Source organism: Planctomycetaceae bacterium (genome assembly GCA_041398785.1).
Classification (GTDB): domain Bacteria; phylum Planctomycetota; class Planctomycetia; order Planctomycetales; family Planctomycetaceae; genus JAWKUA01.
Genome location: JAWKUA010000003.1, coordinates 22029 through 37830, shown reverse-complemented (window position 1 = coordinate 37830; position 15802 = coordinate 22029). Strand labels below are relative to the sequence as shown.

At 60.6% G+C, this 15802-nt stretch carries 8 protein-coding genes; all 8 read left to right on the top strand.

The features are described 5' to 3' along the window. Window positions 1-81 precede the first annotated feature (81 nt). Window positions 82-2373 (top strand): BatA domain-containing protein, encoded by a 2292-nt coding sequence (locus R3C19_04170; GenBank protein ID MEZ6059539.1) that lies wholly within the window; start codon window positions 82-84, stop codon window positions 2371-2373. Between the two features lie 302 nt (window positions 2374-2675). Next, window positions 2676-5213 (top strand): hypothetical protein, encoded by a 2538-nt coding sequence (locus R3C19_04165; GenBank protein ID MEZ6059538.1) that lies wholly within the window; start codon window positions 2676-2678, stop codon window positions 5211-5213. Between the two features lie 163 nt (window positions 5214-5376). Continuing rightward, a complete protein-coding gene (locus tag R3C19_04160) occupies window positions 5377-7902 on the top strand; it encodes a hypothetical protein (protein ID MEZ6059537.1) in 2526 nt (841 codons plus the stop codon). Between the two features lie 154 nt (window positions 7903-8056). Continuing rightward, on the top strand, window positions 8057-9967 hold the full coding sequence (locus R3C19_04155; protein MEZ6059536.1) for a hypothetical protein: 1911 nt from the start codon (window positions 8057-8059) through the stop codon (window positions 9965-9967). A gap of 226 nt (window positions 9968-10193) precedes the next feature. Beyond that, the gene (locus R3C19_04150) at window positions 10194-11237 is read left to right on the top strand and encodes a hypothetical protein (protein MEZ6059535.1); all 1044 of its coding nucleotides are present in this window, start codon (window positions 10194-10196) and stop codon (window positions 11235-11237) included. 228 nt (window positions 11238-11465) lie between these two features. After that, complete coding sequence (locus R3C19_04145) at window positions 11466-12746, top strand: NPCBM/NEW2 domain-containing protein (GenBank protein ID MEZ6059534.1); 1281 nt, start codon at window positions 11466-11468, stop codon at window positions 12744-12746. A 23-nt stretch (window positions 12747-12769) separates the two neighbouring features. After that, window positions 12770-14524, top strand: a complete 1755-nt coding sequence (locus R3C19_04140) for a trypsin-like peptidase domain-containing protein (protein ID MEZ6059533.1) — start codon at window positions 12770-12772, stop codon at window positions 14522-14524. A gap of 128 nt (window positions 14525-14652) precedes the next feature. Further along, on the top strand, window positions 14653-15717 hold the full coding sequence (locus R3C19_04135; protein MEZ6059532.1) for a S1C family serine protease: 1065 nt from the start codon (window positions 14653-14655) through the stop codon (window positions 15715-15717). Window positions 15718-15802 lie beyond the last annotated feature (85 nt).

The following is a 15802-nucleotide window of genomic DNA, read 5'->3' as shown; positions in this document are numbered from 1 at the left end:
CTCAAGGCAGTGCGTTCCAGGGCAGAGCCCGGGAACGAGAATCAAACTCGATCCTAATTCCTCATTCCTGAATCCTCCCCCATGTCCTGGCTATCGCAGTATTTTCTGAACCCGAGCTTCGTGCTGCCGGGGGCTGCGCTGGCTGCGGTGCCGATCATCATTCATCTGCTTAGCCGGCTGCGCTACAAGAAAGTGCGTTTTGCGGCGATGGAGTTCCTGCTGCAAAGCGATGAGATGAACCGGCGGCGGCTGATTATCGAACAACTGCTGCTGCTGGCTTTGAGAGTGCTGGCGGTGCTGCTGATCATGCTGCTGCTGGCCCGGCTGATGCTGAATCCGTCCGGGATGCTGTTGATGCGCGGAGCCACCACGCACCACGTGCTGATTCTGGACGATTCACTGTCCATGCGCGAACGGGCGGACGATCGCACTGCATTTGAGCGGGCGGTCGAGGTGCTGGAACGGATGCTGTCGCAGGGAGGCAGTCGTCCGGGATCGCTGCGAGTGACCGTGCTGACGACAACGCAGCCTGATCGTCCGCTGGTCACGGACCGCGCGCTGGACAATGCGATGCTGCAGGAACTGATTCCCCGGCTTCGCAACCAGACGTGTTCGTTCAGAGCGGCGACTCCGGCAGCGGCGCTGCAGGCGGCGGAAGAAATCCTTTCGGCCGACGCCGGCGTGTCGCCGCAGGTGCATGTGATCACGGATCTGCGGGAATCAGACTGGACTGGACGGCCGGAAGTCACAGAAGCTCTGAAATCGCTGGACGGCATCGACGCGTCGGTCAACCTGATCCCTATCGCGGAACAGACCCGTGCGAATCTGGCCGTGACGCGACTTGTCGCGGACACGTTATCGGTGGCCGTGGGGGTCCCGTGGCGGATGAACGTGTCGATCCGGAACTTCAGTGCTCAAAAAGTCAGCGGCAAGCGCGCGGCGGTGTCGATTGACGGTGCCGAACTGCCTGTCAACCTGCTGATTCCGGACATCGAAGCGGAAAGTGAGATTCAGGTCTCACACGACGTGACATTTGATTCGGCCGGGCAGCACGAAGTCGAAATCCGCCTGGAAGAAGATGTTCTGTCCGAAGACAACAGCCGGTTTCTTGTCGCCGACGTGGCTGACAAGCGGGTCGTCCTGCTGATCGACGACGCCGGCCAGCAGGAAGATGCCGGTTACGTCGCGGCCGCTCTGAGTGCCGATCCGGAATTGACCGGTCTGATCACCGAACCGCGGACGTCCCAGGTGCTGACGTCGGCGGACCTTTCACGTTACGACATGATCTATCTGCTGAACGTTCGCGATCTGCCGGCGGACGCCACGCTGTTGTTGTCCGAGTACGTTCGGGCCGGCGGCGGCATCGCCTGGTTTCCGGGAGATCAGGCCGATACGAACTGGTACAACACGACGCTGCAGGAAAGCGACCGAACGCTGTTTCCGGTGCCGCTGGGAACGGTTCAGTCGGCGGCGAGCGATGGTTCTCCCGCCGGCGCAACAGACGCAAAGCTGTTTCAGAATCCTGTGTTTGAACAGCATCCGATTTTCGAAATCTACAACCTGCCCGACAGCCCGTTCGCCGACCTGGTGCAGTTTCGCAACTGGTTCGGCGTAACCGACGAATGGAAAGCGGATGACGCCGCGCGAGCGGACGGGGTGCGTACGCTGGCGCGACTGAAGAACGGTGACCCGATTATCTTTGAACACCAACTGGGAAACGGACGCATTCTGACCTTTCTGACGTCCGCCGGCCGGCACTGGACGAACTGGCCGATCGCACCAGCGTCGCCGGGGTATGTCGTGACGCATCTCCGGCTGGAACAGTATCTGCAGAAGGTCAACGACAGGATTCAGGTTCGTGAATTGGGCGACGACATTAAGTTCACGTGGCCCGTCGGTCAGTTCACAGATTCCGTGGAAGTGTCTCTGCCGGAACCCGAAAGCGAAGGCGACGACGCGAGCGCTGAAGACACGTTTCTCCGGCTGCAGGCGGCTCCCGTCACGGAAGCTGCGGCTGCCAATGTCGAACCGGCGGCTGCTGACGAGAAATTGACGGTTTCGCTCGTTCAGGCAGACCGTCCGGGTGTCTACCGCGTGAAGCGGTTTCTGGTGGACGGTGACAGTCATAACACATGGCTCGCGATGAATGTGCCAGCGTCCGAGAGCGATCTTGCTGTCGCGGATGCGGTGCAGATTCAGCAGACGGAAGGGCTGGGACATGTTGCGATCGTAGCGGCCGGCACCGCCGGAGGTCTCAGTGGCAGCGACGCCGGCCGCGACATGCGCTGGTTCCTGCTGAGCGTGCTGATTGTGGTGCTGGTGTGCGAGCAGCTTCTGTCTCTGCGGATGAGCTTTCACCCGGAGGCGACATGATGAGCGGTATCCGGGAAATACGATCACGCTCCGGCGCTGTGCAATCGCACGGCGATCAGGAAGCCGACGTCCCCTCAAGGTCGTCCTGCGGGAACCGCGTTGTCAGCGGGATTCGCAATCGAGTTGCGTCGAATCTAAACATTTTTTCCGGACGGCTGCGGCTGAGCTGGACTGGTCTTTCGGGACGGTCGCCGCACGGCAGAATGATCAGTCGCGATGACATCGAGCGACGTCGCGGTCCGAGTTCCATCGCCCGCTTGTGCTTCACGCTGCTCTGTTTCATCGCCACGGTTGTCAGACCCGTGACGACATTTGCACAGACGTCTGCCTTCGAAACCGAGTTCTATCGCACGACGGAATTCGATCTGCCGGGTTCCACGGCGGGGCTTCTGGCTCTGGCTGCAGGTCTTGTCGTTGTGTTCGGCCTTGCGATTCGCACATCCCTGCGGGATTCCCGCTTCCTGAGCAACGGGTGGCGGGTGGCACTGCTGCTGCCCAGATTGCTGGTACTGCTGCTGGTCCTGGCGATCCTGTTCAATCCCCGCCAGAGAACTCAGACGACGCAGATTCAGAAGTCGCGAGTCGGGGTGCTGCTGGATACGTCGCTGTCCATGGCGTACGCCGTCAGGGACGCTGAATCTTCCGATGTTCAGTCGGCGTCGACGGAACCGCCGCTGACGCGCGCCGGAGAATTTCAATCGGCATTTGTCGATGGCGGTCTGTTGAAGCAGCTCGGAGAAACCCATGCGGTTTCTCTGTACACATTTGATTCCGTCCTTTCCGGGCCGCTAGCGCTGTATTCCGACGGCGAATTGACTTTCGCCCAGGTTGAAGATGGCGCCGGCGAAACAGTTGCCGATGAAGCGGGCGGCGGTGACTTACCGTCTGACGCGGCGCGCGTTTCGCTGAGCAATACGCAGGCTTCACCGGACAATGCGGGTCAGCGCTGGAGTGAAATTGTGCAGCCGCGCGGCGCGGAAACGCGGCTTGGAGAAGCACTGCATCAGTTGATCGGACAGATGTCGGGACGCACATTGTCGGGGATTGTGGTGTTTTCGGACGGTCGCAGTAACGCGGGGCTCGACGCACAGGTCGCCGCAACGCGGGCCGAACGCAGTGAAACTCGCGTCATCACGGTCGGGCTGGGAGGTGTACGTCCGCAGGTCAATATCTGGATTGCCGGCATGCAGTCACCGTCGGACGTTCACAACGGCGATCCGTTCGACATCTCAGTGATTGTCCAGGGCAACGGAGCCGCCGGGGCTGCGGGCACGGTGACGCTCTTCCGTCAATCGGCCGGAAGTGATGGCAGCGATCGGCAGAAGGCGGCGGAACAGCGGTTTGAACTTTCGGAGGAAGGGCTGCCGTCGGAAGTCACCTTCCAGCAGCAACTGGATGTGCCGGGAAACTATGAATACATCGCCAGCGTGGAACTCAGCGGCAGCGCGGTCGCCGAACTCACACTCGACGACAACGAACGGCGGCGGGAGATCGAAGTGACCGACCGCAAGTTGCGAGTGCTGCTGATTTCCAGCGGGCCGATGCGGGATTATCGATTCGTGCGAAACACTCTGTTCCGGCACAGCGGTATCGATTCTGATGTCTGGCTGCAGACCGTAACCGACGAAAACCTGGGGATGGTTTCCCAGGAAGCGACACGGCTGCTGATCGAGTTTCCAAAGACCGAAGCCGAACTGTTCGAATACGATGTCATCGTGACCTTCGATCCCGACTGGAGCCGCCTGTCATCAGAACAGCAGACGTTTCTGAACCGCTGGGTGGCGGAACATTCCGGCGGACTGGTGGTCGTGGCCGGCGAGATCTTCACACCGGAACTTGCGGCGAACACCGAAAAGTACCGCGATATCGCCGTGCTGTATCCGGTCGTTCTGAACCGCCTGCTGTCGGAACTGAAGGTGACGCAGAGAGCCGACGAGCCGTGGCCGATTCAACTGACGCCGGAGGGCCGGGCCAGTGACTTCCTGCGGATCACCGACGCCGAAGGCAACGCCGGCACAAACCTGTGGCAGGTGTTCCGGGGAATCTATCGTTCGTACCCGGTTCGCAGCGTCCGGGACGGTGCGGTCGTGCTGGCTCGCTACGGCAACCCTCGCGCCAGGACGGAGGAAGGGCAGCCGCCGTTTCTGGCGTCGCAGTACTACGGCTCCGGCCGCACAATGTTCGTTGGTTCGGCGGAAACCTGGCGACTGCGCGGGATCTCGCCGGAAGGCTACCAGCGGTTCTGGACCAGCCTGATCCGGGAAGTCGGGCAGGGCCGCCGGCGCCGGGGGCGTTCACGCGGCCTGCTGCTGCTGGATCGAACGGAAGTTTCGCCCGGTCAGCCGGTCACCATTCGTGCTCAGTTGTATGACTCCCGAATGCAGCCGCTGCAGACCGAATCCGTTCCCGTCAGCATCGTCGATGCCGGCGGTCGTCCGGTTGCCGTCCCGGATACGCTGCGAGGCGATGCCAGACGTCCGGGGCAGTACGTCAGTGTGTTCCGCCCGTCGCGGCAGGGTTCCTATCGCGTGACGCTGCCGGTTCCCGAATCCAGCGACATGCTGCAGGCGAACATCGAAGTTGTGCTGCCAAATCTCGAATCCGAAAACCCGTCACAAAACGTCTCACTGTTGACGCGACTGGCAGCGGACACCGGCGGGCAATATCTGACAATGGATCAGCTTTCGGAGCAACTGGCTCGGTTGTTGCCGGATCGCAGTGAACCGATCGTTGTGGACGAACAACTAACAACATTGTGGGATCGTCGCTGGCTGATGTACCTGATGATTGCTCTGCTGAGTGCCGAATGGGCGCTGCGGCGCGTGGTACGGTTGTCGTAGAGTTTGTTGCGGGCTTCGCATCAGCAGGGACGGCTTCGCTGTTTGAGGTTCCAGTTCTTTAGCACACCCATGTCGACCGATTCGAATCCGGTTCCCGTTTCTTGCAATGTCAATCACGCGGGCGAGCACATGACTCGCCCGGGATTTCGGTCAGGCGCTTGATATGTCCGATATCTCACTTCAGTCTCAGAACATTCGCCCCGCGCTGCCTCCCACCGTTCGGCATCTGCTGGGAGACGTGCGGGGGCGGCTGCGAAAGTACGGAGCGCTGTCCGGGCTGCTGCTGCTGATCAGCGGTGCGGCCGTCGTGTTCTGGCTGACAACCGGGCTGGATTCCGGATGGTTCGCTTTGCAGAAACTGGAGCTTCCGGTCGGGCTGCGTTCAATTCTGCTGACACTGATGGTGCTGAGCGGCGGTTGGGTTCTGGTCACGTCCGTGTTCTTTCCTTTGCTGCGACGGCTCAGAGATCTTGACCTGGCATTGCTGCTGGAAAGACGGTTTCCGCAGTTTCAGGACCGGCTTGTTACGACCGTTCAGGGCGTGCCGCATTCCATTGTTCACGAACCGCTCGTCCGCGGAATGCTGCAGCGCACGATCAGCCAGGCGGAGGATATTTCCCGGGATGTGGAACCGTCTGAAGTATTCAATCTGGAATCGCTGCAGAAACGCGGCTGGATCGCCGGCCTGCTGGCACTGTCCGTTGCGATCGGCGGAGCTGCCAGTCCCCAAATGCTGAGTCGCTGGTGGAATGCGTTCGTGCAGATCGAACCGGTCTATCACTTGCGCACGACGGCGCTGGATGTAACCGTGATCGCTCAGCCGGGAGATCGGCGAATTTCATTTCCGGCGCCGGAAGCTGCCGCTGTGGAGCAGGCCGGTAAGCCGCAGCCCGCGTACCTGCATCCTCGCGGCAATGATCTGGAACTGCAGCTTTCCGTGCCGGATGGCAAGTCGCCGGCGGGAAAGCCGTGGGTCGTGCCGGAACGCGTGCGGGTCGACGTGATTCGAGCCGACGGCACCCGGAGCCGCACGTACGTTTCATCAACGTCGGACCGAACGTTTCGCTTCGTGCTGACGCGGCTGCAGGAATCCGTGCAGATCGAACTGCTGGCCGGCGATTACCGCAGCCCGCAGCCGCTGCGTGTGGAAGCGGTCGCTCCGCCGAGCATCGATGAGATTTCGCTTACCTGCACCTATCCCGAGTACACGGGATGGAATGGGTTGCGGGAACGCAGCGTGAAGGTTCTGGGCAGCGAAGTTTCATTGCCGGTCGGCACGGAATTCGACCTGGTGGCGGTCAGTAACAAGCCGCTGCAGGCGGCTCGCATTGTGACCGACCTGTTCGAACTCACCGGAGATTCCGGCAGTTGCCGACTGATTCCTCGCGAAGGATTTCAGGGTCGGTTGCAGAGTACCGCACCGCTGTTGTCAGCGGATGGCAAATTCGTCACGGCGAAGTTTCGGATCACGGAGCAGCGCGAAAACGCCCGATCCGACACGGGTGATGCCGGCACGGGCGAGTCTGACACAGGCGATGCCGGCACGGGCGATGCTGACACGGGCGACGGCGAGACCGCGACGTCGGGTGAAATGGCTGCGTTCGACGTGGCACCCATTCCCTCCAACACGTCGCTGCGGTTTTCGCTGCATGACCGTGACGACATCGTGTCCGTCAATCCGGAATCGCTTCGCATCCGCGGGATCGCCGATGAAGCTCCTGTGATCGCGACTCGGATTGTCGGTGTGGAAAATGCCGTCACCAGGCTTGCCGTAATCCCCGTGACCGGGCAGATCACAGACGACTACGGCTTGGCAGCGGCTAATTTCGAGTTTGTAGTTGACGACGCGACGGAGTGGCGACCCAGGCCGTTCGGCCAGCCGTTGCAGACCGGTACGCTGCGGTTCGAACTTGGCCGGGAAACTGAAGGTGACGTGGAAACATTCGCTGTCCAGCCGTTGGATCTGACAGAGGGGCAGACGTTGTCACTGACGATCACGGCGACGGACGGCTGTTCCGTCGGTGATCCCAACGTCACTCGCGGCGAACCGGTGTTGTTTCGCATTGTCAGTAACGAGGAACTGCTGTCGCTGCTGTACACCCGCGAAATCACACTTCGGCGGCGGTTTGAGGATGTCATCCGACAGCTTGAACAGGTGCGGGACGACCTGATCTTTCACAGGGACGTGGCGGTTCGCATCGACACGGCTGCGGCGGGTGGTGTAAAGGCGGAGGATCGCATCGGCCTGACGACCGCAGCCACTCGCAGCGGCAACAACCTGCGGCGTCAGAACAACGAGTTGCGATCGATTACGGAAGGTTTCGACGACATTGTCCGGCAGCTCATCAACAACGCCGTTCCGCCGCGGCAGCTTGCGGACAAGATGCGGTCGGACATAGTGGATCCTCTGCAGGATGTGACCGGCAGCCTGCTGATCGACGCCGACAAGGCCGTCAGCCGGTTCCGGGTGGCGGCGACTGCGGGAAAACCATCGGCGGAACTGGTGGACGAATCGTCTCAGGCGGTCGCCGCCGTCATCGTCCGGCTGCAGGGGATTCTGGAGAATGTCCGGGATATGGCCGAGTTCCACGAAGCGCTGCGCGATTTGAAAGCGATACTTGAGGAACAGCAGCGCGTGCTTGAAGAAACAAAGCGTCTGAGAAACAAAGGTTTCCTCGAAGACCTTTAGGTGCGAGAATTGCATGACCACACGGCGTCCGGCGGCGGAGAAGCGTCGCCCGGAAAGTGCCGGGAATTTCAAAGTCGCCACCTGACCCTTCATTGCAGCAACAGTTCCCGTCGCGATGTGGTGAGATGCGGTTTCCTTTCCCTGAAAGTCAACCATGAATCCAACTCAGAGTCTGCTTCTGGTTTCCGGTGCGCGGCAGTTGAGGACGTTTCAGTCGACCGAACGCCGGCTGCCGGACGTTTTCGGGATTCAAAGGAAGACCGGACCGGTGCTGCTCTGCCGGACGATTCAGGCTTGCGTGCTGATGGCTTCGGCACTGCTGCTGTTTGCTGCGGCACCATCGTCGGCTGTCGCTTCGGCTCAGGACGATTCAGCGGCGGATGAAGTCACCCCTGAAAGACTCGTCGACGACCAGCTTGCGATCAGCGGACGTTACGATCGCTTCGAACGTTTGCTGTCGCAGATGGCGGACATCCTGAGCCACGACGATCCGGAACGAGCCGAATTGCTTCGCCGCGCGGTGAGCAAGGGACGTGAGCAGCAGATCAGTCCTCAGATCGGTCAGATTGCGGAGCTGCTGGGGCAGCGCAGTTTCGGATCGGCCACGGAACGACAGCAGGAAGTCACCGCGTCACTCACGGTTCTGCTGAAGCTGCTTCAAAGCGAGGACCGTCGCAGTTCCGTCGAAAAGGAACGCGAACGGCTGAACGACATCCTGAACGACGTTCGCAACACGATCGCCCGGCAGCGTTCGGCGCGCGCCATCGCGCAGAATTCTCCGGCTCCGTCCAATGCTGCGCCCGATCAGCAGAAGGCGCTCGATGGCAACGAAAAGACTCTTGACGAAATCCGCGAACACGATGCTCAACAGCAGCGGGAAAACCAACAGAACACCGACAACGCGGATAGTAAGTCGAACGAAAGTGAACCAAACGGCAGTCCGTCAGGCCAGCAGGACTCACAGCCGGGTGAGTCAAAGTCCGGTGAACCAGAATCGGACGATTCATCCGGCGACAAGTCGGATCCGAAGCAGGGTGAAAAGGAATCGTCCGAGGAACCGCCCAAATCGGGCGACAGCGATGCGAAGCCGAAGGAATCCGATCAGCAGCCGGAAGGAATGCCGCAGGATCCGAGTCAGCCGTCGGAAGGTCAGGCCGGCGGTGGTCAGCAGTCTCAAAACCAGCAGGGCGGCGATCAGTCACAGCCGAACCAGCAGTCAAAGGAACAGAAGCAGACTCCCGGGCGCGAGCAGTTGGAACAGGCTGCTGAACTGATGCGTCAGGCGCTGCAGCAGCTTCAACAGCAACAGCGTGACAAGGCCGTGGATCAGCAGGACGCCGCACTTCAGGAGCTGCACAAGGCGATCGAAAAGCTTGAGGAACAACTGCGGCAGCTTCGCGAAGAAGAAAAGGAGATGGTACTCGCGGCGCTGGAGGCTCGCTTGCAGAGAATGCTGTCGATTCAGACACAGATTTTTGAAGGGACGCTCGATCTGGCTGCCACTCCCAGAGAAGAATGGCTGGACAACCTGTTCAGCCGTGCCCGGGAGCTTGGTCAGCAGCAGGCCGAACTGGCAGTCGATTGTGGCCAGACCGCCGGCCTGCTGCGGGAAGACGGGACATCCGTTTCCATTCTGCTGGCGGTGGAAGACATCGAAATTGACATGCGGTCGGTTGCCGACCGATTGCAGGATTCCCGGGTTGGTGAGCTGACTCAGGCGCTTCAGACCGACATCATCGAAGCGCTTCGGGAACTGATCGAAGCAACTCAGCGCGAAATGCAGGAGATGAAGTCGGAGCAGCGCCGGCAGGCTCAGCAGCAAAGCGGCGAAGACAAGCCGCCTCTTGTCGAACTGATCGCGGAAATTCGTGTGCTGCGGTCACTGCAACTGCGAGTAAATCGGCGGACTCAACAGGTCGATCGTCTGCTGCAGTCCGCCGGTTCGAGTGATGCGGCCGACCTGGCAGGCCAGCTTACGGAGTTGTCCGAACGTCAGCAGCGGCTGAAGGAATCGGCGGGCGAATTGGCCGAAAAGGTCGAACAGGCACAGCGAAGAGGAAGGTGACATGATGACAGCCGAGTTGTTACGGCGAGCGTCCCGAACCGGAAGCGAGACCATGCGTCGACGAGATTCCATCGTTGGCAGAAGTGGCCTCGCCGGCTGTCGTCTTCCCGCACCGGCTTCGATTCCGGTCGTCCTAAAAAGAAGTGCTGCGCGTCAGGGCGTCTGTCCGCGGCGAGCTGACAGCAGGGCAGGGCATTCCGGCAACATCGTTCGAAACCGGCCACTGGTGTTCCTTGCGATGCTGGTCGTTGTGACTCTGTTCACCGCGGTTGAGTCCGCGACCGTCGCCGCGCAGGATGCGACCGAACCGCAATCCATCGCGTTTTCGCGCATGAGCGCGGATCGGGCTCGCACCGAACTGCTGCAGTGGCTGGCACAGGTCGCGCCGGAGGAGAATGTTGCCCGGCGCATCACGGAACAGTGGGCGGACAATGATGCTCTGGCGCGACTTTCCGGGGAACAGTTGCTTGATCTGCTTCTGGAATCGTTTGCGGCCGCTGACCCGGCGGCGCGGCGACTGGTGAATTCCACGTATGGCGGCGGACCGATTGAAAACATCGTGTTCGACGGCGCGCGAGGTGCCGAGATCTTCCGGAATCAGGTCATGCAGTATCGGGCGCGATGGCTGACTCAGCACCGCTTCTATGATGAAGCGCTGGCATTGCTGGAGGAACTTTCGCCGGAAGCGGTCGTTGATCCTGCGGGATTGTTCTTTTATCGGGCTGTTTGCCAAAGCCAGTTGCTGCAGCGGCGTGCGGCACTCGACAGTCTGAGTCTGCTGCTGAACAACACGCTGGATGTCCCCGATCGGTTTCGTGCCGTTGGTCAGATTATGCTGCAGGAACTGGGAGGCCGGAAGGATGACGGCTTGCCGCTTGTCGAACGCCTGATGTCGGATGTCGAACGCCGGTTTGATCTCGGTCGGTCGGGCGAAAAGGTTCAGGAACAGGAACAGAACATCATCGCCGCGCTCGACAAGCTGCTCGACGAGATGGATCGGCACAACCAGCAACAACAGCAGGACGGCAGCGGGGATTCCGGCGGCTCGCAAGACCAGCCTTCCGGCAACGCCGCGACCGAAAGTCGAATCAAGGGTTCGGCTGCGGAAGGCGATGCGGATCGGAAAAACCTGACCGAAGAAGGTGCCTGGGGAATGGCCGATAAGCAGGCGGAAGCCAAAGCCCGCGAACTGATTCGCCGGCAGTTTCCCTCAAACTACCTGGACGCAATCAGTCGCTATACGCAGCGGCTGGCAGAACAGAAGAAGTAACTTCCGAGTAACCGGCGTTCCGACATACCGGGCAGTCATTCGTCGGTCCGCAAAGCCGTGGCCTCGCCCGCAGGGCTCACCTCCGACTTACTTGCGAAATTGCGGCGGCGATGACTCCGATTTGCGCGCCTGCTCTTGTGACGGTTGGTTTTTCTGCCATGCTGCCGGACTCGTGATGGTTCGAAAGCCGAGATTCCTGACAGGTTCGTCCGACGCACTGACGTTACCATGAAAATCCTGATTCTGTTTCTGACACTGCTCGACGCCCGAGTCACGCTGCTCAGCGGTTCCGCGGTCGAAGGCCGGATCGCAGCGATGTCGACGGAGGAACGGACGCTGCAGCTGGCTCCGTCCGACGGCGGGGCCGCAACATCAATCGCGCTGTCGGATGTGGTCGATGTTCAGTTCATCAGCGCAAAGCCGAAGCACGAAGCCGGTGAAGAGCTGCTTCTGCACGATGAATCTCGCATCCCATGCGAAACGATCGCAGCGTCCGCCGCCGAGGTATCGGCCGCGTCGCCGTGGCTATCGGAACTCCGGCTGCCGCGAACCAGTGTGCGGGCAATCCGGATGCAGCCTCTGCACGCGGACTGGGAGCCGCAGTGGGATGCGCTGCTGGCCCGTCGCAACGACAAAGACCTGCTGGTGCGAGCGAAGCGGGATGGCAGCGGGCTGGATTTTATCGACGGCGTTGTCAGTTCTGTGACCGAACAGACGGTGATCTTTCTGCTGGACGGTGACGAAGTTCCGGTTCCGCGGGAACGTGTGTTCGGCGTGATTTTTTCTCGTCTGAACAGTGACAAAGCGCCGCTGACCGGACCGTTGAGCGTCTTCAGCGGTGAAGACGCACTCATCAAAGTGCGTGAAGTGAAGCTCAGCAAAGAATCGCTGGAAGTCGTGTCATCGTGGGGGCAGACGATCAGTTTCGAATTGCCGCTGGTGTCGCGAATCGATTTCAGCAGCAGCAGGTTTCACTTTCTTTCGGATCTGCAGCCGATCGAAGAGCGGTATTTCGGTACTCAGCCTGCCGACAGCAAAGCGGTTTCTGTTTTCCCGGACGACGAAGCGACCCGCACCGGTCCGCTGCAGTTCTGGCGGATGTCAAAGGATGCGTTTCCGTATGGCGAAGGCGGTCGACCGCCGCTGATGCTGCGGGGCAGGGTTTATCGCAAAGGTCTGTGCATTTTTCCTCAGGCGCGAATCGCGTACGCGCTGGATGGCAGGTACACGAACTTCGTTGCGCAGGTGGGTGTTGACGACGAGGTCGCGTTTAACAGCCCTGGTCCTGATCATCCCTATTCCGTGTCACTGACGATTGAAGGGGACGGAACGAAGCTGTGGGAAGGGCTGATCGAAGCGCCGGCTGAGGCTCAGGCACTGGATGTCGACGTTTCGGGTGTCCGGACGCTGACGCTGCTGGTGGGTTTCGGCGACGGCCGGAACTATTGCGACTACCTGGACCTGGCCGATGCAAAACTGATTCTGGCAACTGAGCAGCCTCAGCCGTAGAACTCCTGACAAGCGGTATTTCCATGATGTGTGCGCCGATCCGACGTTTGCTGCTGTCCTGCGTCGTCGTTGCGGCCGCCGTGTCAGGCCGTGTCGAGGCGGATCCGTTGTCGCCGTTCTCCCGGGAATCTCGCCGCATCGAAGTGATCTCGCGGATTTCTCCCAGCGTCGTGTGCGTCATGCCGCCGAACGGAGAGGGCGGGGGATCGGGCGTTCTGATTTCGGCCGATGGTTACGCGATCAGCAATTACCATGTGACGTCGGGTTCAGGGAACTTCATGAAGTGCGGCCTGAACGATGGCCGAGTCTATGATGCCGTGATTGTCGGCATCGATCCGACGGGCGACGTGGCGCTGATTAAGCTGCTCGGACGCGATGACTTTCCGTATGCGACACCCGGTAACAGTGATCTGGTGCAGGCCGGCGACGAAGTGCTGGCTTTGGGGAATCCATTTCTGCTGGCGTCGGATTTTACTCCCACAGTGACCTACGGCATCGCCAGCGGAGTTCATCGATATCAGTATCCGGCCGGGACATTTCTGGAATACACCGACTGCATCCAGATCGATGCCTCCATCAATCCCGGAAACTCCGGCGGACCGCTGTTCGATATCGACGGAAACTGGATTGGCATCAACGGTCGCGCATCGTTTGAAAAGCGGGGTCGCATCAATTCCGGCGCGGCCTACGCGATATCGGTCCGCCAGGTGTTGCTGTTCGTCGACCATCTGAAGGGCGGCCGGATTGCTGATCATGCCGCGGCGGATTTCACTGTCGGCACGGCGATCGACGGCGAGGTGGTCGTCAATGAAGTCGCCGACGTGTCCGAAGCCTGGCGACGCGGGCTTCGCGCGGGCGACGAGCTGTTGTCGTTTGCCGGACGGTCACTGCGCAGCGCAAACGATTTCAAAAACATCCTTGGCATCTTTCCGGAAGGCACGCGAGTTCCGCTGACTTACCGCAATGACGACGGCGTGCGTTCCGTTACCGTTCGGTTGCGGCCGCTGCACGGTTTTCAGAAGGCTCCGCCGATTCCGGAAAGCCGCCGCGAACGAAAGCCGGATGAACCGAAACCGGGCGACGAAGCTCCGAAGCAGGACACTGACGAGGCTGACGAGCCGCAGGTGCCCGACGAATACCTGGCGTTGTTTGAGGAACGAGACGAGTTTGCAAACTACCACTTCAACCGATTGCAGCAGGACCGCGTTCTGGGTCCGCTGCGAGCCGCGCTGGCGCCTCACGAAGCGGTGGCTTCGAGCACCTGGGAAGTTCGCCTGATGCCGGAAGCGGGTGACGGGCAGGCACCGATTGAACTGGTGGCAGGAGCCGACGGAACTGGCTGGCAGGACGGTCGCCGGATTCTGTTGCAGTCTGCGGACGAACCCGACCCCGCGAACGAACCTCTCGAAGCCTGGGGAATTCTGTCGGCGGCGCTGCAGTGGCATCGCCTGTTTCGAAATCAGCCGGACGCGTTTACGGAGACGCTTTACGTCGGTTCGGAACGTCACCTGCCGCTGGACGAACGGCTGGATGTTGTCATGACGCGACACGCGACAACTGCGATTCGCTGGTATTTCCGGGACGGACAGCCATTGCCCGCCGGACTGGACGTCAACTTCAGCGCCGGTTACGACGAAGCGCGCGTTGTGTTCGATCAATGGACGGACGACGGCGTGCTTCCTTATCCGCAGCGGATTGGTTTGGTGGACAGCGAGACGGAAGAGATCCGCTGGTTCCGTGTTGAAGAATTTGGCCTGCGTGATGGAGGGGCAAAGTGATGGCCGAGTTTCGTAGTCGAGTTGCGCCGAAACTCGACGGGCTGTCTGCCGGCGTTGGCACGCGTCGACGGGCTCCGGGTTTCAGTAGTCGCAGGACAGATGCTTCCATCGCGGAGAGATTGAGCTGTGTGTCGCAGAGTTCCGGACGTGTGATTCATCTGGTGCCAGGCGTGCCGGCCCGCAAAGCCGCACTGATCATTGCGACACTGGTGGTACTGCTGCGTCCGGTGTTCGCCGACGTCCCATCCATTTCGCAAACCGCACAGCAGCGACATCCCGCGATTGTGAAACTGTTTGGCGCCGGAGTCGGCAATCTTGATTCCTATGGGTCCGGGGTCCTGGTTTCCGAAGATGGTCACTTCATCACGGTCTGGAACCATCTGATCAACACGGGTTACCTGACGGCGGTTGTCGACGACGGACGGAGGTTCAGCGTGAAGGTTGTCGGCACGAGTGCAGACGTTGATCTGGCTGTGCTGAAGCTGGAGTCCCGCGACGAGGAGACCTTCGAATTCATCGATTTGAATTCCGCGGCCGATGTCAACACGGGAACTCCGGTGCTGGCGTTCAGCAACATGTTTCATGTGGCGACGGGTGATGAGCCGGTTTCCGTCGTTCACGGAATCGTGGCGTGCGAATCGGTGTTGAAGGCAGGACTTGGCCGGTGGGAATTTCCGGTGTCGTCGCCGGTGTATGTTCTGGATGCGATCACCAACAACTCCGGCGCGGCGGGCGGACTGCTGACGACGGTCGACGGCCGGCCAGCCGGGCTGCTGGGCCGCGAAATTCGACATCGTGAAACCGACATCTGGGTCAACTACGCCGTCCCGCTGGCGACTCTGCGTCCCGTGATCGAATCGCTGCTGGCCGGAAAGCAGTTCGAGTCACCGGATGAGCCTGATAAAGACCTGAAAATGATCGCCGACCGAAGGCTGACCGCGGACTACGGTCTGACGCTGCTTCCGAGTGTTGTGGACCGAACGCCGGCCTATGTGGACGCCGTGGTCCCCGAATCGCAGGCCGCGAAAGCCGGCTTTGAGCGGGGCGACCTGATCGTGCTGCTGAACGACGACGCGATTCAGTCGGTGGAAGAATTTCGTCGCCAGTTGAGTCGATACCGTCCCGGCGAACGGCTGTCGATCACTGTCAACCGCAGCGACGTGCTGACGACGCTTTCGCTGCAGGTGCCGTGAATCGTCACCGTCGCTGACGACATTGAGAACGACCAACGGTGCGCTGATCCGGCTGAAGAGACGGGCACGGCAAACTTGCGCAGGC

Bases quoted from the DNA above. Each gene is read 5' to 3' on its own strand.
- R3C19_04170 (MEZ6059539.1), top strand. From the start codon at position 82: ATGTCCTGGCTATCGCAGTATTTTCTGAACCCGAGCTTCGTGCTGCCG.
- R3C19_04160 (MEZ6059537.1), top strand. From the start codon at position 5,377: ATGTCCGATATCTCACTTCAGTCTCAGAACATTCGCCCCGCGCTGCCT.
- R3C19_04155 (MEZ6059536.1), top strand. From the start codon at position 8,057: ATGAATCCAACTCAGAGTCTGCTTCTGGTTTCCGGTGCGCGGCAGTTG.
- R3C19_04145 (MEZ6059534.1), top strand. From the start codon at position 11,466: ATGAAAATCCTGATTCTGTTTCTGACACTGCTCGACGCCCGAGTCACG.
- R3C19_04140 (MEZ6059533.1), top strand. From the start codon at position 12,770: ATGATGTGTGCGCCGATCCGACGTTTGCTGCTGTCCTGCGTCGTCGTT.